Genomic DNA, 17,509 nt, shown 5'->3' with positions numbered 1-17,509 from the left:
CACAGCATCAAACAGGTGTTCGAGATACCGCTATGTAGATAGATTTAGAACAAGAGGGCGTAGATGACCGCCACGATGACGGAGGGGAGCATGTTGGCCGTGCGGAAGGTCTGAGGACGGATGAGGTTGACGCCGACGCAGAAGATGAGCATGGAGCCTACGAGCGAAAGGCTGTCGAGGGCTGCCGTGGTCATGATGGGGGAGAGCGCGCCGGCAAACAACGTGATCGTCCCCTGGAACACGGCTACGGGCAGGGCCGAGAAGATGCAGCCGCGTCCGAGCGACGCCGTCATGGTGCAGACGATAATGCAGTCCAGTGCGCCCTTGAGGGCAAGCGTTGACCAGTCGCCGAGCAGGCCGTCCTGGATCGATCCCACAATTGCCATGGCGCCGATACACACGGTGAGTGAAGTCGAGACAAAAGCGTTGGTGAACTCGTTATCGCCCTCACTGCCAGTCTTGCGCTTGAGCCATTCGCCAAGGTTTTCAATGGCGGCCTCCAAGTTGATGGCCTCGCCGATGAGCGAGCCGAGGGCGAACGAGACAATGAGCATGGTGGTACCGGTGGTCGCCAGCGCCTCCCCATCGATAAGGAGCATCTTTTGCATGGTGCCGCCAAGGCCGATAAACAGGACGCACAGCCCCGATGCTTTCATGAGCGTGTCTTGGATGCGCGGTGTAATGAAGCGGCCGCCCGCTAATCCCAAAAGACCGCCCGCAACTAAAAGCACAACGTTGATGATTGTTCCCAAGCCCGGCATGAGCCCTCCTGTATTGATGCCAACGTGGCAATCGTAACAGAACGAAATGCGAGGCACATCGCGACTCATCTAATACGTTATATAAGTGGTATTAGGAATGGTGCGCAGCATTTAAGCCTCAGGTGGTTGTCGGGACATAGGGATAGTAGTCAAAGCGCAACGTCATAAGCCGCTGTGGGGATTCAATAGCCGCGGCGATGATATTGGCATCGCGGGCACGATCAAACCCTACGAGTTCGATCTGATACGAGACGTCTTGCATAATGTCCAGACGTCGCCAGGCTAGGAGTGTGTCGCCATCGAATTCCAAGGTCTTGCCTCCGTCTGGGGCAACGGCGTATAGACGCAGTTTAGCGGTGGTTACAGGGTCGACAACCGTGACCTTTTTTATTTCGTTTCGAGTATTCTTGGCGCCCAACAAGGTGAGCAGTGTTGGGGCCACGACCTCGCCCGATGGCAAAAAGACGACTTCGATGGATTCGGGAAATGCGATGATGGCCGACTTGCGGACGGGCTGATTGGCGGCGGCAACTTCGATGTTCGCAGCGTCGATGACCTCTGTGTGGTCGAGCGCGGCAAGCACGCAGCAGTTACCCTCATCAATTTCTTGAGGATCAGCAAGCCCCAGACTGTCCGCGAGCTCGGGGTCGTTTGGAACGGCAGCGGGCTCATTCGATGCTTCGAAAGAAGCTGGGACGCTGTTTGTCGGCGACGGCGTGTCGCCCGCACCTGCTTCGTTGTCCGCGCTCTCTTCTTGTATGGTTGCGTTGATGGGTTCGTCGTTTGAGGGGAGCGTCTTGGCGTCAAGCGCGGAGGGGAGAATTCCGATGGCTCCGGATCCGTTCCACTCCATTTCGAGAAGCGCCGGGTCGGCAAGAATGCGTTGCCTGCTTTGCGCGTGGGCATCGATTTCAATAGGGCCTGCCTCTATCCCTCGTGTAAGGCTGAGCGATCCGGCTGGCTTCTCGAAATGAGCGTCTGTGTCTTTGGTACTGACGGCGTAGAACAGCAGGGACGCTTCTCCCGCCGCGATGGCATCGGTGCCGGCTTTGGTCAGCCGCAACGATGCCGTGAATGAGAGGGTGGGCTGCGCATCGTCTGCATTCGCGGCGGCGCAGCCCAGACATATACCGCCTCCTTTCTCGAAAAACGTACCGTCGAAGGCGACCTTCGCTCCGTTCGCCGAGTCATCGACCGAAGCGATGTCGATGCGCAGCTCTAAATTGCATGGATCGCCATCTGCATCGAGCGCAACCGGGCGCCACGTGCAGACGGCGCACCCCGTCTGGGAGCCGTTTGTCTTGTTCGAACGATTGATATCCACGACTATCGAGCCGTCCGTATTACGACGAAGGCATCCCGAGGTCGAGATTGCGGCCTGTGCGATCGAAAAACGCTTGCACGCAATGGCGCTCGGCGGATTTGGTGCGGAGCTTAGGGCTGCTGGTAAGGAGTCTGCCATGACGGGAGTCGCCCAAGCGGCGACAGGCGTTCCGGTTGCGAGCGCGCCGCAGAGTGCGACGACGGGCAAAAGGTTCTTCGATGCCATGGGGTCTCCTTAGCTAATTTAGTGCGGCCTGTCCATGTTTTGTTTCTGGCTGCGTTTGATGTGCAGACCGAGGCCGGCGGTCCCCGCGCCTGCTGCTGTGGCGCCTGCTGCCAAGAGCCATCGTCTGTCGCCTGTCTGCGCCAACGGTTCCTCGCGGTCGCCGCGGTCGAGCTCCGAGAGGTCGACCGTCACTTGCGTGGCGGCCTGCGCCTGTTCTTGCTGGGCAAAGGCCATGGCTGGCCCAAATGCTAGGATGCTGACGGCGGCGGCCAGGGCGACGGCCTTATGCCGTGTGCGCACCGGGCTCGACCGTCCAGGTGATTGTCGCAACCTGATCGCCTTCGCCAGTTACGCGGAAGATGTCGCGCGTGACGCGGGCGACGTTTCCGCTTGTCTTGAGCTTAATTTTGTCCGTGCCGCCGGCAATGCCCTGGTAGCCCATGTCGAAGGCTGCGTTCTTGGAAAGATCGAGGCCCGTCCCCTGCATTGCGGCGCTGGCGTTCTGGAGTGCGCCGTCGGGGCCGACCTTAAAGTCGATGGAGTTCTGTGCGGTTCCGGCTTTGGCGTCGGCAGTAATGGTCCAGGTGTTTATGGCGTCGATCTTCATGTTGGTGACATGGATGCCGTAGGCCGAATGATTGTCGATGGTGGTCGCGTCTTCTGAGGGGCCCTGAAGCGTGCCGTCGGCCTTGGCGACGAAGGGAATAACCGTCGGAACTTTGAACTCAACGTTGTCGATCTCGGTCCTGACCATTACTTTTGTGGTTCCAACGCGCCCGGCTGCCATAGCTGGCGTCGGGGCGGCGCCCATTGCGAGCGCGAGCGCGAGCCCTGCGCCCACGACGAGCGCTCTGGCTCCGTTCATGTTCCTGGTGATGTCCATGGCCGTTCCTTTCTATTCGCCGCGGGCCGTCCCCGCGATGATTGGACGAATGCTGGTGAATTGTGTGCGGTGCCGCGTCGGCCGGAAAGCTAGTTCTCGGCTTGCTCAACCCGTACCTTGACACGTGTCGGATTGCCGTGGCTGTCGAGGGTCTTTGCATCGAGTGCTTGGATCTCGATGTACGCCTCGCCTTCTTTGATGTCGCCGGCGGGGCATGTCTCGACCGTTTTGCCGGTCTCGACCACACCGGATTCGTAGATGGTCTCGTCGTTTTGGATGACGCGGAATCGCTGGGGAAATTTATTGTCTTGGACGTTTTGCACGTTGACGCGCAGCTTGCCGTCTTCCTGCAGCTGAGCGACCGGCGCGACCGAGATCGTCATCATGTTGTCGCGGACGATAGCGTCGAGCTCATCTTGGATTTCCTGACGCGTTTTGCCCTCGGCCGTCGTAACCGAAGCGCCCGCCTCGGGTACGGGCTGCGACTGCCAAGCGTATAGTCCTACGGCGACAAGGGCGCAGACGATGGCCAAACAGGCAACGATGAGCTTCTTGCGACGACCCAGGCCTACAAAGTGGGGTGGCCTCTTCGCGCTCATGCGGCATCCTTGGTGGTATAGACGCGCGCAAAGGTGGACGGGTCCGCTCCAAAGAGCATGTGAAGCATCAGACGGCGCGAGTAGACGAGCTCGTCGAAGTCGGGAGGGAGCTCGATGTCGTGGATATGCGCGATGTGGTGGGCGAGCGCCGAGAACGACTCGGGGTCGCAGATCACATCGGTGGTAACGTGGTAGACCGTCGTATCGGGGAATGCCTCTTCGTCGAAAGGTAGGAGATGGGGATCGTCGTCGACTTCGATGGCGATGCCGTACTGGGGCCAGTAATATGCCATGGGAACCTCCCTGCTTCTGGGCCAAAACTTCTATCGGTTTTGGCTGTCGACGCCGACCGTATCAGCCGCTACTTGACCAATTTCTGACCAAATGCTTGACGGATTGGCGTCTCCGCAGGTAAAAGGCGGCAAAAAATACTCCAACTTTTTTCGAGCGACAATCGCGCGGTCGGCGACGGCGGGGCCATATGTGTCAAAAGCATCGTCTGCCGAGGAAGCCTTGCCGTTCGCCGAATTGCACGAACGTAAAAATCGCCAATTATGGAGACGGTCTCGAACACGTCGACGAAACGATGCGGTAACATCTCCCTGCAAACACTGTAGTTAGCTAAAGGGGGAGTTCGCGTGTCTGCAACCATCAAACCCTTCACCGACGAGTTCGAAGAGTATGGTCGCGATGAGTCTCGCGCATCGGGCGAGGCCTCGAGCATCTCGTTTCCGACGACGGAAGACGAGGTCCGCGCCATTTTGGGAAAACTCCATGCCGAGTGCGTCCCGGTAACGGTTCAGGGCGCCCGAACCGGCCTTGCCGCCGGTGCCGTGCCCCACGGCGGGCATATCCTCAATACTTCCCGTATGAATCGCTACTTGGGCCTTCGCCGCGATGAACAAGGCCAATTTCTGCTGCGCGTGGAGCCGGGCGTTGTTCTCTCGGAGCTGCGCAAGCAGCTGAGCAAGAAGGTGCTGCCGACCGCTGGTTGGGACCAGGCATCGCTTGAGGCCTACGAGGAGTTCCAAGAGGCCCCCGAGCAGTTCTTTCCCACCGATCCCACCGAGGCGTCTGCCTGTCTGGGCGGCATGGCGGCATGCAACGCCTCCGGCGCCCGCAGCTACGCTTACGGCCCCATGCGCCCGCATATCACGGGACTCCACGTCGCGCTGGCTGATGGCGATTTGCTTGAGCTTCAGCGCGGCGAGGCTTTTGCCCGGGGCCGCCACTTATCGCTCGTGACGGCAGCGGGCCGTGCACTCGAGCTCGATCTTCCTGACTACACCATGCCCAAGACAAAAAATGCCTCAGGCTATTTCGTTGCGGACGAAATGGACGCCATCGACCTCTTTATCGGCGCTTGCGGCACGCTCGGCGTTATCACCGAGCTCGAGATTGCCCTGCAGTCGGCGCCTGCGGTCGTTTGGGGTGTGAGCTGCTTTTTCGATAGCGAAGACAAGGCCGTGTCCTTTACCGATTCCGTGCGCCCCGTCCTGTCCCATGCGGCTGCCATCGAGTACTTCGATGCTGGCGCCCTGGATATTCTACGTCGCCAGCGCGAGCAGTCGACCGCGTTCGCCTCGCTGCCGGCACTCGGCAAAGACGCCAAGGTCTGTGTTTACGTGGAGCTCGACTGCGACGACGAGGCCCAGGCGACCGAGGAGCTGTACCACCTGGGATGGGTTTTGGAGCTTGCGGGCGGCCACGACGACGCGACCTGGGTTGCGCGCACCGAGGCCGATCGCGAATGCCAGCGGTTCTTCCGCCACGCGGTCCCCGAGAGCGTCAATATGCTTATCGACGAGCGCCGCCGCACGGATCCCACCATCACCAAACTGGGTTCGGACATGTCGGTGCCCAATGCACGCCTTGCCGATGTCGTGGCCCTCTATCGCCGCACACTGGCCGAAAGCGGGCTTGAATCTGCTGCCTGGGGACACATCGGCAACAACCATCTGCATGTGAACATTCTGCCGCGCGATGCGCAAGACTACCGTCGCGGTGGAGAACTCTTTGCCCAGTGGGCTTCCGAGGTCACGGCCATGGGTGGCGCCGTTTCTGCCGAGCACGGCGTCGGCAAGATCAAGGCGGGCTTCTTGGAGACGATGTACGGCCACGAGGCCATGGTCGAGTCGGCGCGTCTCAAACTCCAGCTCGATCCTGCCGGCCAGCTTGGTCGCGGCAACCTGTTTGCGGAGAAGCTCTTGGATGAGCTTGTCCAGAAAGGGGGCGCGTGAAGATGAGTGATTTCCATATGGTGGTGTGCGTCAAGGCGGTGCCCGGAAGCACCGAGGTCAAGATGGACCCCAAGACCAATACTATCGTGCGTGATGGCAAACAGGCGGTCATTAACCCGTTCGATGCAAGCGCTCTGGAATGCGCGCTGGCGCTGAAGGACGACTTTATCAGCTTTGGCATGGATGTGCGCGTGACGGTGGTGTCGATGGGCATCCCCGCGACCGAGTCACTGCTGCGCGACTGCATCGCCCGCGGTGCCGACGACGCGCTGCTACTGACCGATCGCGCCTTTGCAGGTGCCGATACCCTGGCGACCACCTATGCCCTCAAGTGCGGCATCGAGGCGCTCGACGAGGACTTCGACCTGCTCATCTGCGGCAAGATGGCGGTGGATGGCGATACGGCCCAGATTGGTCCCGAGCTTGCCGGTGCCTTTGAGATTCCCTGCGTGACCGACGTGAGCTGCGTGCAAAGCGCGGGCTTTACGACGTGTGGCTCGCTGGCGCTCGTTCACGGATGCGATGCCGGCGAGGAGACGGTCTATCTTGAGATGCCGTGTGCGATGACGACCGCCAAGGAGATCGGCCAGCTGCGTATGCCGAGCATTGCCGGTATTCGCGCGGCGGAGGAGGCGGACGTGCGCGTGGTCAGTGCCGCCGACGTGAACGCCGACCCCGCGCGTTGCGGTCTTGCCGGGTCGCCGACACAGGTCGTGCGCTCGTTTGTACCCGACCGTGACCAAACGTGCGAAGCCGTTGAGGGAACGGCGTTCGAGCAGGCGGTAAAACTTACCAAGATTATCGAGGGGATGGCATAGATGAGCGGACTGATTATCGATAGCGAAGCCTGTATCGGCTGCGGTCGCTGCGTTCGCGCCTGTGCCTCGGGCGGCATCGTAGTGGAAGGCGAGCGACCCAGCCGATGCGCCCGCGTAACCGACGGCTGCATCCTATGCGGTTGGTGCGTCGACGCCTGCCCTGTTAACGCTATCTCGATCGAGCGTGACGAGGCCGCTGGTGCGGTGGACCTTGATGCATATCGAGACATTTGGGTATTCGTGCAGACCGACGAGCACGATACGGTGACTCCCGTTGCCTATGAGCTTATGGGCAAGGGCCGCGAGCTTGCCGATGCTCGCGGCTGCCGTCTGGTGGCACTGGTCGGTATGGGTCCCGAGGGTTCTCTCGGCGACCTGGAGCATCTGGTTTGCGCGGGCGCCGACGAAGTCCTGGCCTGTCGCGACGAGCGCCTGCGCCAAAACGATGCGGAGGTCTACGCCCGCTTGATCTGCGATTTGGTAGCCGAATGCAAACCCGAGGCCATTCTATACGGCGCGACCGCTTTTGGTCGAGAACTTGCACCCGGCGTTGCCGTGCGTTTGCAGACGGGCCTTACGGCTGACTGCACCGTGCTTTCGATGGATGCGGAGACGGGCCTACTGCAGCAGACGCGCCCGGCGTTTGGCGGCAACTTGATGGCCACCATCATTTGCCCCAACCACCGTCCGCAGATGGCAACGGTGCGCTCCGGTATCTTTAAGGCTCCCGACTTCGACTACGGCCGTTCCGGCATGATCACCCAGATATCACTTGCGGATGATGCTAAGGCTCGTGTCGAGATCTCGATTCCCGCCGAGGAGTGGGGACAGCAGGCTTCGATCGCCGATGCCGAGCGCCTGGTCGTGGTGGGTCGCGGCATTGGTTCCAAGAAAAACCTGCCGCTGATGCGAAGGCTCGCCGAGGCTCTGGGAGCCGAGCTTGGCTGCACGCGACCTGTCGTGGAGGCCGGCTGGTTGGAGTATCGCCATCAGATTGGCCAGACGGGCGTATCGGTTTCGCCCAAGCTTCTCGTGAGTATCGGTGTTTCGGGCGCCATCCAGCATCTTGCCGGCATCGGTGGGGCTGAGTGCATCATCGCCATCAACGAGGACCCGGATGCCCCCATTTTTGGTGCTGCCCAGTACAAGGTTGTCGGCGATGCCGTCGAGGTCGTCGAGGAGCTGCTGGCCCAGCTTGAGCGCTAGGTACGCGCCAGCCAGTCGCGCATCTCGTCCTTTAGGCGCTCCCAGGTCGCTTGCGTGGCGGGATTGGTAAAGGGCCGCGTAATGCCAAAGGGCGCGTCGAGCAGGCGGTGGATATCGCCCTGTTCGCGCGCCAGCGCGCGGCTCGCTGGATAGACGAGCTCAAACATAAAGCAGATGAGCCCCACCAGGTAGTCCGCCGGCTCGTTGCGTTCATCGCGTGCGACGCAGCGGTGCTCGTCAAAGGCGGCAAGTGTCGGCGACGAGAAACGGCTGCCGAGAAACGTCTTCTCGTCCACCTTGAGGATGGTGTCGACGGTGCTGTCGGCGATGGTGCGCATAATGTCGATCTTGTCACCATCGCGCACGATATCGCAGAAGCACCGTGTACGCTCGTCGAGTTGTGCCGGCAGGCGAAAGTCGCTGTGATAGGCGATGCTCGCTCGGATGAGCTCGTCATGCGCACCGGTTTCGATAAAGTCACGGATGTTTGTCGTGGCGGGTGCATCGGCGGGATTCTCGCCAAAGAGGACCTCGATGCCCAGCGCCGCATGGCTCATGCTCTCGGCGTCCTTAAAGGTGTCCCAGCGTCGCAGCTGCTCAAAGCGGCCCATATCGTGTAGCAGGCCGCAAAGCCATGCCAGGTCAATATCTTCTGACGACCAGCCCTGCTCGCGCGCTACGGCATCGCATGCCTCGGCCACGTGGTACGTATGCTCGATTTTGAGCGCGATGCGTGGGTTGGTGGCGTCGTAGGCATCGGTGTAGCTTTTGAAGGCCGCGCGCGCCCGGTCTCGATCGATAGCTGTCATAATGACTTCCTAAAAAGTTGTGTCTTTCGATCCGGTGGCAATTGTAGGTGAACTCGGTTGCTGTCGGATGATGATTCTGCCGTGTCGCTACATGCGGTTCGGAGACCTTGTCAGGATGAGAAGCGTATGGTGCTCAAAATCGTTAGAACCGTCTGGCCGGTGATGCTTACCTATGTTGCAATAGGCGCGCCGTGCGGAATGATCATGGGGCAGACGGGAATGGAACCCTGGATGGTCTTTGCCCTGAGCAGCACGTTTGTGACGGGCAGCGGCCAGTTTATGATCTGCAATCTTTGGCTGGCGGGCGTACCGGCACCTTCGATTATCGCGAGCGTCGCCGCCATCTCCTCGCGTTTTGCACTATATTCGGCATCGCTTGCCCCGCATCTGAAGAGTGCCTCGAAGTGTCAGACGCTGGCGGTCACCGCGACGCTTACCGAAGAAGCGTACGGCATCTCGCTAGCCAATTTGGTCGAGAAGGACGACTGGGGCCCGCGTGAGTCCTTCGTGCTCAACGTGATCCTTATCGCAACATGGGGCGTTTCGTGTACGACGGGCGGCATCGTCGGCACCGTTGTCGATGTTCCCACCGCCATTGCAGCCTTTGTCTGCACCTCGCTCTTTATCTGCCTGCTCTTTTCGCAGCGGCTGTCGCGCGGCAACGTTGTCGCGGCGGTGTCGGGCGCGGTGTCCGTCGCCGTATGCAAGTTCTTGGGCCTCGCGAATATTGCCGTGCCGGCAAACGTCGTGGTCGGCATTGCCATTGCGCTGGCGTGCGATGCTGTATTTGACGGAAGAGGTGCCCGCGATGCCCGTTAACGAGTTCTTGGTTCTGTGGCTGTCGTCGTGGGCTGCTATCGCGTTCTTTCGCATCGCGCCGGCGTTCGCCTTGCGCGGGCGGACCCTGTCGCCCCGCATTACCGAGGCCCTGGGCTATATCCCGCCCGCTGCCTTTGCCGCGCTGGTCGCCAACGACTTGGTGAGCCCCGGCGCGTTCGACGCGGGACCCTGGCCTGCCTTGGTTCCCTGGATTGCGGCCGCCGGCGTCGTGGTCGTGGCGCTCAAGACAAAATCGATGCTGTGGTGCTGCGTCTCGGGCATCGTACTCTATATCGTCTTGAGCCTTATATAGGGGTGGCGTCGCGGGCGCCGAATCTCGTTCCATCCCAACTTGTCGAATTTTTCACCGAGCTGGTCTATTTCTTCTGGTACCATGGTCAAACTTTACTGTAGCAAAGCGTGACGTGGGCTTTTGTACCCCGTCAGCGGAAATGGGGGTTTCATGGCACAGGAAGCAACCGCCAACGAGCAAAAGAAATTCAAGGTCCCGCGCATTCCGGGCGACATCATGATCTATCCGATGATCGTCGGTCTTTTGCTCAACACCTTCTGCCCGCAGGTTTTTGAGATCGGCGGCTTCTTTACGGCTGCCTGCCGCGGTGGCTCCAATACCATCGTCGCCGCGATCCTGCTGTTTGTGGGCGCCGGCATCAGCTTTAAGTCCACGCCGGGCGCCATCAAGACCGGCATCGTCGTGCTGATTCCCAAGCTGGTCGTCGCAGCGGCTCTCGGCTTGGGTGTGGCATATTTCTTTAACGACAACTTCCTGGGCCTGAGCTCTGTGTCTATCATCGGCGGCATCACGTTTTGCAACATGGCGCTCTATACGGGCATCATGGGCGAGTTCGGCGATGAGTCCGAGCAGGGCGCCGTCGGTATCCTGTTCTTTACGGCCGGCCCCGCCGTCACGATGATCATCCTCGGTGTCTCGGGTCTCGCCAACATCCCCGTCGGCACTATCATCGGATCCATCCTGCCGCTTGTTATCGGCATGGTCCTGGGCAACTTGTTCCCGTTTATCAAGAACCTGCTGGTCCCCGGCGCCAATCCCGCGATCGCTGTCATCGGATTTCAGCTCGGTGCGTCCATGAGCCTGTCGAGCTTTATCACCGGCGGTATTTCCGGCATCTTGCTGGGCCTTGTCACGCTGTTTGTCGTCGGTCCCATCACCTTTGCGTTCGAGCGCCTGTGCGGTGGTAACGGCAAGGCTGCCGTGGCTTGTTCCACCATCGCCGGCACGGCTATGACCACGCCGGTTGCCCTCGCCGAGGTCGCGCCACGCTATGCCGAGCTTGCGCCCACCGCGTATGCGCAGATCGCCACCGCCGTTATCATCACGGCAATCATGGCGCCGATTCTGACCGGCTGGGTCGACAAGAAGTTCTGCCAGGGCAAGGAGGACCTGTCGCCTGCCGGTGTCGAGGCCATCGAGGAGGCCGTCGCGACCGACATCGACGGCGAGTAATCGTCGACGCGAGTCAATTAAGCCGGCGTGTGCAATTCGCGCCGTCAGAGCGCCCGAACGAGAGCTGTCTTACAGCAACGTTCGGGCGCTCTGCTATTATTCCCTTTACCCCTGCGGAGTAAGGGGCGTTTATTGCCCAGACACGAATCGGGCGATTCTGACCACTTGGATATTGAAGGGAGGGCGTCTAGTGGTTAAGGCACTCAAGATCGAGATATTCCTGCTGTGCATGATTATTCTTATCGGGCTTGCCGTGCGAAGCCGTCGCTCCCTGTTCTCGAGCACCCAGCAGCTTTTGTTTAGCATGCTGGGCTACACGTCTGCTGCCTACATTTTCTTCGATATGATCTGGACGCTCTCGGACGGCGTGAGCACTCCTGTAGGCATCACGGCCAACTGGATTTCCAACGCGGTTTCGTTTTCGCTGTTCGCCATCGCGTGCCTCATTTGGTTTTTCTATTCCGAGACGATGCAGGGCTCACGGCTCCTGACCACGCCCTACAGGGCGGTACTTTTAACGTTGCCAACCGCATTGGTGGTCGTGCTGGCATTTACCAGCTACTGGACGCACGCTATGTTCTATATCGATGTGCAGGGCGTATATCGTCGCGGCTTTGCTTATATGATCCAGCCCATCGTGAGCTACTGCTACGTCATATATACGTCCTTGCATGCCTTTATTCAGGCTCGAAAAGTCGAAAGCCTGCAAAAGAAGGCCATTTATCGCACCCTCGCCTTTTTTGCGGTTCCCGCTCTGGTGGGCGGTACCTTCCAGGTTTTGTTTTCGGTACCGGGCCTTTGCGTCGGTATAACGCTGAGCATCCTGCTGCTCTACATCATCTGCCAGGAGCAGCTGATCTCGACCGACCCGTTGACTGGCCTTAACAATCGCAACCGTTTTGAGACCTATATGCTGTCGCTGTTCTCGGGTACTGACCAGGCCGAGGGTGTGTATCTGCTGATGATGGATGCTGACGGTTTTAAGCAGATTAACGATCACTATGGACATGTTGAGGGCGACCATGCTCTTCAGGTTGTTGCGACGGCGCTCAAGGACGTCTGCTCGCCGGCTGGTGGCTTTATCGCACGTTATGGTGGCGATGAGTTTGTGGTGCTCCAAAAGGCAGCGGCGGAACAGGACATCATAGACCTGTGTTCGGCGATTGACGACGAGCTCGCTCGTGCCGAGGTACCGTATGCATTGCGGATGTCCATCGGTTACGCGCGGGTCGGCGATAGTGTTGATACCTGGCAAGACTTACTTCGCGCTGCCGATGCGGAGCTCTACCGCGTCAAGGCCGAGAAAAAGAAAGCCGGCATCCAGATACGCTAGGAAAAGGGTCGCACGCTTGCGTGCGTGGCGGCCCTCAGCTCATCGATGTATTCCATTAAGCTAAAGTATGCGAATGCCCTTCCTAAAAAGGTGAGCTCGCTAGGCTTTTTTGGGTTTGTTGACAATGATGATGCCGCCGCAGACCAACAGCAGGGCAACTATGACGGTAACGGGGCTCGTGCCAGCGCCCTCGCCGAGCAGCAGCGCGCTCAGCAGCACGCCAAAGACCGGGTTCATAAAGCCAAAGACCGAGACGCGGCTGACGGGGTTGACGGCAAGCAGGCGCGACCACAGCGAGTACGCGACGGCGGAAATGAGTGCCATATAAATGATGAGCGCGATGGCGGGGGCGATTTCGGTGGGGGACAACGTGCCGCCCATCAAAAACCCGATGGCGGTAAGGACCACGCCACCGACTAAAAACTGCCACCCGGCAAGCAAGACGCCGTCGTGCTCGCGCGAGAAGATGCCAATCAGGCAGGTCGAAAGGGCACCCGCGACGGTGGAGGCTAGGATAAAGCCCTCGCCATCGAGCGTGAAGCCAAAGGTGCCATCCGCGCCCGAAAGGTTGACGAGCGCGACGCCTGTAAAGCCCAACGCGCAGCCAAGCACCTTGGCCGTATTGAGCTTCTCGGTGTGAAATGCCAGGGCGGCAAAGAGGATTGCGAGGAAGTTGGCGCTGGCCTCGATAATGGAGCTCGACATGGCGCTGGCGCGCGAGAGGCCCAGGTAGAAAAAGAAGTACTGCCCGATAGTCTGGAAGAGCGACAAGACAAAGATGGGCTTGATGTCGCGAGCCTGCGGAATGAGGGGGCGGCGTTGGGCCGCACTCATCCCAACGATAACCAGGGCGCCGGCAAGCGTGAAGCGCAAGCCCGCAAAGAGCAGCTGCGAGGCGCTATCGTGCGCTGGGATACCAAAGAGCGCGTAACCGATCTTGATACAGGGAAAGGCCGATCCCCAGAGTGCACAGCAGACGAGGCAGCCCAGGATGAGTCCGGGCAGGGTGGCGAGATACGGCTTGCGGCTTTCCATGATGTCCTTCCTACATGCGCGAAGCAAAAAAGAACCCGCCACCGGATGTGCCGGTGGCGGGTGTTGTTACCCGAAGGGATTGTACCCGATGGGAAAGGTTTAAGCGAAGTAGGCCACGCCGCTCTCAAAGATCGGCATGAACTTATCGCCGGGGACATGCTCGGGCACGTTGCGGTACAGGTTGTCGCCGCGACGCTCGGCATGGCCCATCTTGCCCAGGACGCGGCCGTCGGGGCTCGTGATGCCCTCGATGGCGAGTGCGGAGCCGTTGGGGTTGACGGAAAGGTCCATGCTGGGCTTGCCGTTCTCGCCCACGTACTGCGTGGCGACCTGGCCGTTGGCGATCAGCTGGGCGAGCACTTCGTCATTGGCGACAAAGCGGCCCTCGCCGTGGCTGATGGCGACGGTGTAGGGGTCGTCCAGGCTGCACTGCGACAGCCACGGAGATAGGTTGGACGAGATGCGGGTGCGCACCAGACGGCTCTGGTGGCGACCGATGGTGTTGAACGTCAACGTGGGCGCATCGGGCGTGGCGTCGACGATGTCGCCGTAGGGCACCAGGCCGAGCTTGATCAGGGCCTGGAAGCCGTTGCAGATGCCCAGCATCAGGCCATCGCGGGCCTTGAGCAGGTCGCGGACTGCCTCGGTGACCTCGGGAGCGCGGAAGAACGCCGTGATGAACTTGGCAGAGCCGTCGGGCTCGTCGCCGCCCGAGAAGCCGCCGGGGATCATAACGATCTGGCTTGCACGGATGCGGCGGGCAAGCTCGTGGGTGCTCTCGGCGACGGCCTCGGGCGTGAGGTTGTTGATCACGAAGGTGTCGGCCTCGGCACCGGCGGCACGGAAGGCGCGCGCGCTGTCGTACTCGCAGTTGTTGCCGGGGAACACGGGGATGATCACGCGCGGGCGGGCGATCTTGGCGCCGCCGTACACGTGGATATCCTTGGCGCAGAAGTCGATGGTCTCGACCTCGGGGGTCTCGCCGGCGCTGCGGTAGGCGAAGACGCCCTCGATGCCGCTCTCCCAGGCCTCCTGGAGCTCGGCGAGCTCGATGACCTCGGAGCCGGTGTCGATGACATAGCCCTCGACGGTGGTGCCCAGGGGCTCGACGACAACGCCGTCGGCGACCTCGGGCAGCTCGGCGTCCTCGGCGAGCTCGACGATAAAGCTGCCGTAGAGCGGGGTGAAGAGGCTCTCCACGTCTACATCCTCGGCAAGCTCGATACCGATCTGGTTACCGACGCACATCTTAAAGAGGCTCTCGGCGCCGCAGCCGTAGCCGGGCGTGGAGATGGCCAGGGCGTTGCCGTTGGCGGTGAGCGCCTCGACGGCGTCAAACGCGGCGAGCAGCTGCTGGGCGTCGGGACGGTAGTCCTCGCCATAGGTAGCGGGGGCGATGCGGACGACGCGGTGCGTGAGGCCCTTGAACTCGGGCGAGACGGCGCGGGCGGCCTTGCCCACGGCGACGGCGAAGCTGATCAGAGTCGGCGGAACGTTGAGCTCGCCGGCCTCGTCCTCAAACGAGCCGCTCATGGAGTCCTTGCCGCCGATGGCGCCGGCACCCAGGTCGACCTGGGCCATAAGGGCGCCCAGGACGGCTGCCGTGGGCTTGCCCCAACGCTCGGCCTCGGTGCGCAGACGCTCGAAGTACTCCTGGAAGGAGAGATAGGCGCGCTTGTGCTCAAAGCCGGCAGCCACGAGCTTGGCGATGGACTCGACCACGGACAGGTAGGCGCCCGCAAACTGGTCGGCTTCCATCAGATAGGGGTTAAAGCCCCATGCCATGGCGCTCGCCGTGGTGGTCTCGCCGTCCACGGGGAACTTGGCGACCATGGCCGAGCTCGGGGTGAGCTGCGTCTTGCCGCCAAAGGGCATGAGCACGGTTGCGGCACCGATGGTGGAGTCGAAGCGCTCGGAAAGGCCCTTGTTGGAAGCGACGTTGAGGTCGGTGACGAGCGAGGTCATGCGCTCGGCAAGCGTGGTGCCGGCCCAGCTGGGCTGCCACACGCTACGGGCGCACACGTGGGCGACCTGGTGCTTGGGTGCGCCGTTGGAGTTGAGGAACTCGCGGGACAGGTCGACGATGGCGACGCCGTTCCAGGCCATGCGCATGCGCGGCTCGGCGGTAACCTCGGCGATAACGGTCGCCTCGAGGTTCTCCTCGGCGGCGTAGCCCATGAACTCCTCGACGTCACCGTCGGCGACGGCACAGGCCATGCGCTCCTGGGACTCAGAGATAGCGAGCTCGGTGCCGTCCAGACCGTCGTACTTCTTGGTCACGGTGTCCAGGTCCACGTACAGGCCGTCGGCAAGCTCGCCCACGGCGACCGAGACGCCGCCGGCGCCAAAGTCGTTGCAGCGCTTGATCAGACGGCAGGCGTCGCCGCGGCGGAACAGGCGCTGCAGCTTGCGCTCGACAGGGGCGTTGCCCTTCTGGACCTCGGCACCCGAGGTCTCGATGGACTCGGTGTTCTGGGTCTTGGAGGAGCCGGTGGCGCCACCGATGCCATCGCGGCCGGTGCGGCCGCCCAGCAGGATGATCTTGTCGGTGGGGGCGGGGCACTCGCGACGAACGTGGTTTGCCGGGGTAGCGCCCACGACGGCGCCAACCTCCATGCGCTTGGCCACGTAACCGGGGTGATAGAGTTCGTTGACCTGACCGGTGGCAAGGCCGATCTGGTTGCCGTAGCTGGAGTAGCCGGCGGCGGCAGTGGTCACGAGCTTGCGCTGCGGCAGCTTGCCCTCGAGCGTCTCGGAAACCGGGACGGTGGGGTCACCGGCGCCGGTGACACGCATGGCCTGGTACACGTAGCTGCGGCCCGAGAGCGGGTCGCGGATGGCGCCGCCCACGCAGGTGGCGGCACCGCCGAAGGGCTCGATCTCGGTCGGGTGGTTGTGGGTCTCGTTCTTAAACAGGAACAGCCAGTCCTGGTCCTCGCCGTCGACATCGACCTTCACCTTGACGGTGCAGGCGTTGATCTCCTCGGACTCGTCGACATCGGTCATGACGCCGGTCTTCTTGAGGTACTTGGCGCCGATGGTGCCCATGTCCATGAGGCAGACGGGCTTGGCGTCGCGACCGAGCTCATGGCGCATCTCCATGTAGCGGTCGAAGGCCTGCTGCACCACGGCGTCGTCGATCGTCACGTCATCCAGGACGGTGCCGAAGGTGGTGTGACGGCAGTGGTCGGACCAATAGGTGTCGATCACGCGGATCTCGGTGATGGTGGGGTCGCGATCCTCATCGCGGAAGTACTGCTGGCAGAAGGCGATGTCCGCCTCGTCCATGGCAAGGCCGCGATCGGCGATAAAGGCGGCAAGGCCGGCCTCGTCGAGCTCGCGGAAACCGTCGAGCACCTCGACGGGCTGGGGCTCGGGGGTCTCCATGTACAGCGTCTCGGGCAGGTCGAGCGAGGCGATGCGCGCCTCGACGGGGTTCACCACGTAGTGCTTGATGGCATCGATGGCGGCCTCGTCCAGAGCGCCCGAGATCATATAGACCTTGGCGGAGCGCACGGCGGGGCGCTCGCCCTGGCTGATGAGCTGCACGCACTCGCTGGCGGAGTCGGCGCGCTGGTCAAACTGGCCAGGCAGGAATTCGACGGCAAAGACGGCGCCATCGCTTGCGGGGAGCTCGTCGTAGGTCACATCGACCTGGGGCTCGCTAAAGACGGTCGGCACGCAGGAGCGGAAAAGCTCCTCGTCGATGCCCTCGACGTCGTAGCGGTTGATGATCCTCAGGGCCTCGATGCCCTTGATGCCGAGAATTTCGGTCAGCTCGCCCTTGAGCTGCTGAGCCTCGACGTCGAACCCGGGTTTCTTCTCCACGTAGATACGAGAGACCATTGGTTCCTGCCTTCCTGATCGGTTGGGCGTACGGTACGGTATGCGGCAGCGGTCGGTTTGCGGGGCAAGCCTCGCGGTCGCCTTGAGCCACATGTTTGTAAACCTCACTATGATACGACAGCTCG

The 17,509-nt window shown here is 61.4% G+C and carries 16 protein-coding genes; 7 read left to right on the top strand and 9 right to left on the bottom strand.

Features of this window, described 5'->3' with window-relative positions:
* Window positions 1–44: 44 nt before the first annotated feature.
* From GDJ93_RS07950 to GDJ93_RS07925, 6 genes are all read right to left on the bottom strand, one after another.
* The gene (locus GDJ93_RS07950; protein WP_193221497.1) at window positions 45–761 is read right to left on the bottom strand and encodes a DUF554 domain-containing protein; all 717 of its coding nucleotides are present in this window, start codon (window positions 759–761) and stop codon (window positions 45–47) included.
* A 118-nt stretch (window positions 762–879) separates the two neighbouring features.
* Window positions 880–2,310 (bottom strand): hypothetical protein, encoded by a 1,431-nt coding sequence (locus GDJ93_RS07945; protein ID WP_152068382.1) that lies wholly within the window; start codon window positions 2,308–2,310, stop codon window positions 880–882.
* Between the two features lie 18 nt (window positions 2,311–2,328).
* Window positions 2,329–2,610, bottom strand: coding sequence for a hypothetical protein (locus tag GDJ93_RS07940; RefSeq protein WP_152068381.1), 282 nt, complete (start codon window positions 2,608–2,610; stop codon window positions 2,329–2,331).
* Window positions 2,594–3,193, bottom strand: coding sequence for a hypothetical protein (locus tag GDJ93_RS07935; RefSeq protein ID WP_152068380.1), 600 nt, complete (start codon window positions 3,191–3,193; stop codon window positions 2,594–2,596). Before GDJ93_RS07935 ends, GDJ93_RS07940 begins: the two co-directional genes overlap by 17 nt.
* An 89-nt stretch (window positions 3,194–3,282) precedes the next feature.
* On the bottom strand, window positions 3,283–3,792 hold the full coding sequence (locus GDJ93_RS07930) for a hypothetical protein (RefSeq protein WP_152068379.1): 510 nt from the start codon (window positions 3,790–3,792) through the stop codon (window positions 3,283–3,285).
* The gene (locus GDJ93_RS07925; protein ID WP_152068378.1) at window positions 3,789–4,085 is read right to left on the bottom strand and encodes a hypothetical protein; all 297 of its coding nucleotides are present in this window, start codon (window positions 4,083–4,085) and stop codon (window positions 3,789–3,791) included. Before GDJ93_RS07925 ends, GDJ93_RS07930 begins: the two co-directional genes overlap by 4 nt.
* A gap of 345 nt (window positions 4,086–4,430) precedes the next feature.
* Between GDJ93_RS07925 and GDJ93_RS07920 the strand changes: the two genes are divergently transcribed.
* Genes GDJ93_RS07920 through GDJ93_RS07910 form a run of 3 tightly spaced genes read left to right on the top strand, consistent with a single transcriptional unit; the run spans window position 4,431 to window position 8,056 of the window.
* Complete coding sequence (locus GDJ93_RS07920; protein ID WP_226812549.1) at window positions 4,431–6,032, top strand: FAD-binding oxidoreductase; 1,602 nt, start codon at window positions 4,431–4,433, stop codon at window positions 6,030–6,032.
* A 2-nt stretch (window positions 6,033–6,034) separates the two neighbouring features.
* The gene (locus GDJ93_RS07915; protein ID WP_152068377.1) at window positions 6,035–6,850 is read left to right on the top strand and encodes an electron transfer flavoprotein subunit beta/FixA family protein; all 816 of its coding nucleotides are present in this window, start codon (window positions 6,035–6,037) and stop codon (window positions 6,848–6,850) included.
* The gene (locus GDJ93_RS07910; protein ID WP_152068376.1) at window positions 6,851–8,056 is read left to right on the top strand and encodes an electron transfer flavoprotein subunit alpha; all 1,206 of its coding nucleotides are present in this window, start codon (window positions 6,851–6,853) and stop codon (window positions 8,054–8,056) included.
* On the opposite strand, the gene GDJ93_RS07905 is transcribed toward GDJ93_RS07910, so the two are convergent.
* The gene (locus GDJ93_RS07905; RefSeq protein WP_152068375.1) at window positions 8,053–8,865 is read right to left on the bottom strand and encodes an HD domain-containing protein; all 813 of its coding nucleotides are present in this window, start codon (window positions 8,863–8,865) and stop codon (window positions 8,053–8,055) included. The two genes, GDJ93_RS07910 and GDJ93_RS07905, sit on opposite strands and share 4 nt — an antisense overlap.
* Window positions 8,866–8,991: 126 nt before the next feature.
* Between GDJ93_RS07905 and GDJ93_RS07900 the strand changes: the two genes are divergently transcribed.
* The 4 genes from GDJ93_RS07900 to GDJ93_RS07885 all read left to right on the top strand — a co-directional run bounded on the left by GDJ93_RS07900 (window position 8,992) and on the right by GDJ93_RS07885 (window position 12,503).
* Window positions 8,992–9,684, top strand: coding sequence for an AzlC family ABC transporter permease (locus tag GDJ93_RS07900; RefSeq protein WP_152068374.1), 693 nt, complete (start codon window positions 8,992–8,994; stop codon window positions 9,682–9,684).
* The gene (locus GDJ93_RS07895) at window positions 9,674–9,997 is read left to right on the top strand and encodes an AzlD domain-containing protein (protein ID WP_152068373.1); all 324 of its coding nucleotides are present in this window, start codon (window positions 9,674–9,676) and stop codon (window positions 9,995–9,997) included. The genes GDJ93_RS07900 and GDJ93_RS07895 overlap by 11 nt, the downstream gene beginning before the upstream one ends.
* Window positions 9,998–10,147: 150 nt before the next feature.
* On the top strand, window positions 10,148–11,170 hold the full coding sequence (locus tag GDJ93_RS07890; RefSeq protein WP_148332576.1) for a 2-keto-3-deoxygluconate permease: 1,023 nt from the start codon (window positions 10,148–10,150) through the stop codon (window positions 11,168–11,170).
* A 190-nt stretch (window positions 11,171–11,360) separates the two neighbouring features.
* Window positions 11,361–12,503: a GGDEF domain-containing protein gene (locus tag GDJ93_RS07885; protein ID WP_152068372.1), complete on the top strand. Its 1,143-nt coding sequence runs from the start codon at window positions 11,361–11,363 to the stop codon at window positions 12,501–12,503.
* Window positions 12,504–12,602: 99 nt separating this feature from the next.
* On the opposite strand, the gene GDJ93_RS07880 is transcribed toward GDJ93_RS07885, so the two are convergent.
* Together GDJ93_RS07880 and GDJ93_RS07875 are read right to left on the bottom strand one after the other, a co-directional pair.
* On the bottom strand, window positions 12,603–13,538 hold the full coding sequence (locus GDJ93_RS07880; RefSeq protein ID WP_152068371.1) for a DMT family transporter: 936 nt from the start codon (window positions 13,536–13,538) through the stop codon (window positions 12,603–12,605).
* A 99-nt stretch (window positions 13,539–13,637) separates the two neighbouring features.
* Window positions 13,638–17,384, bottom strand: a complete 3,747-nt coding sequence (locus tag GDJ93_RS07875; protein WP_152068370.1) for a phosphoribosylformylglycinamidine synthase — start codon at window positions 17,382–17,384, stop codon at window positions 13,638–13,640.
* Between the last annotated feature and the right edge of the window lie 125 nt (window positions 17,385–17,509).

Source organism: Collinsella aerofaciens (assembly GCF_902501475.1).
In the GTDB taxonomy this organism is placed as follows: Bacteria; Actinomycetota; Coriobacteriia; order Coriobacteriales; family Coriobacteriaceae; genus Collinsella; species Collinsella aerofaciens_AL.
The sequence above is the reverse complement of the archived record's forward strand: the minus strand, read 5'-3'. Positions and strand labels throughout refer to the sequence as shown.

Excerpts from the sequence above, each read along its gene's own strand:
- GDJ93_RS07950 (WP_193221497.1), bottom strand. The coding sequence starts at position 761 with ATGCCGGGCTTGGGAACAATCATCAACGTTGTGCTTTTAGTTGCGGGC.
- GDJ93_RS07945 (WP_152068382.1), bottom strand. The coding sequence starts at position 2,310 with ATGGCATCGAAGAACCTTTTGCCCGTCGTCGCACTCTGCGGCGCGCTC.
- GDJ93_RS07935 (WP_152068380.1), bottom strand. The coding sequence starts at position 3,193 with ATGGACATCACCAGGAACATGAACGGAGCCAGAGCGCTCGTCGTGGGC.
- GDJ93_RS07930 (WP_152068379.1), bottom strand. The coding sequence starts at position 3,792 with ATGAGCGCGAAGAGGCCACCCCACTTTGTAGGCCTGGGTCGTCGCAAG.
- GDJ93_RS07925 (WP_152068378.1), bottom strand. The coding sequence starts at position 4,085 with ATGGCATATTACTGGCCCCAGTACGGCATCGCCATCGAAGTCGACGAC.
- GDJ93_RS07915 (WP_152068377.1), top strand. The coding sequence starts at position 6,035 with ATGAGTGATTTCCATATGGTGGTGTGCGTCAAGGCGGTGCCCGGAAGC.
- GDJ93_RS07910 (WP_152068376.1), top strand. The coding sequence starts at position 6,851 with ATGAGCGGACTGATTATCGATAGCGAAGCCTGTATCGGCTGCGGTCGC.
- GDJ93_RS07905 (WP_152068375.1), bottom strand. The coding sequence starts at position 8,865 with ATGACAGCTATCGATCGAGACCGGGCGCGCGCGGCCTTCAAAAGCTAC.
- GDJ93_RS07900 (WP_152068374.1), top strand. The coding sequence starts at position 8,992 with ATGGTGCTCAAAATCGTTAGAACCGTCTGGCCGGTGATGCTTACCTAT.
- GDJ93_RS07895 (WP_152068373.1), top strand. The coding sequence starts at position 9,674 with ATGCCCGTTAACGAGTTCTTGGTTCTGTGGCTGTCGTCGTGGGCTGCT.
- GDJ93_RS07890 (WP_148332576.1), top strand. The coding sequence starts at position 10,148 with ATGGCACAGGAAGCAACCGCCAACGAGCAAAAGAAATTCAAGGTCCCG.
- GDJ93_RS07880 (WP_152068371.1), bottom strand. The coding sequence starts at position 13,538 with ATGGAAAGCCGCAAGCCGTATCTCGCCACCCTGCCCGGACTCATCCTG.
- GDJ93_RS07875 (WP_152068370.1), bottom strand. The coding sequence starts at position 17,384 with ATGGTCTCTCGTATCTACGTGGAGAAGAAACCCGGGTTCGACGTCGAG.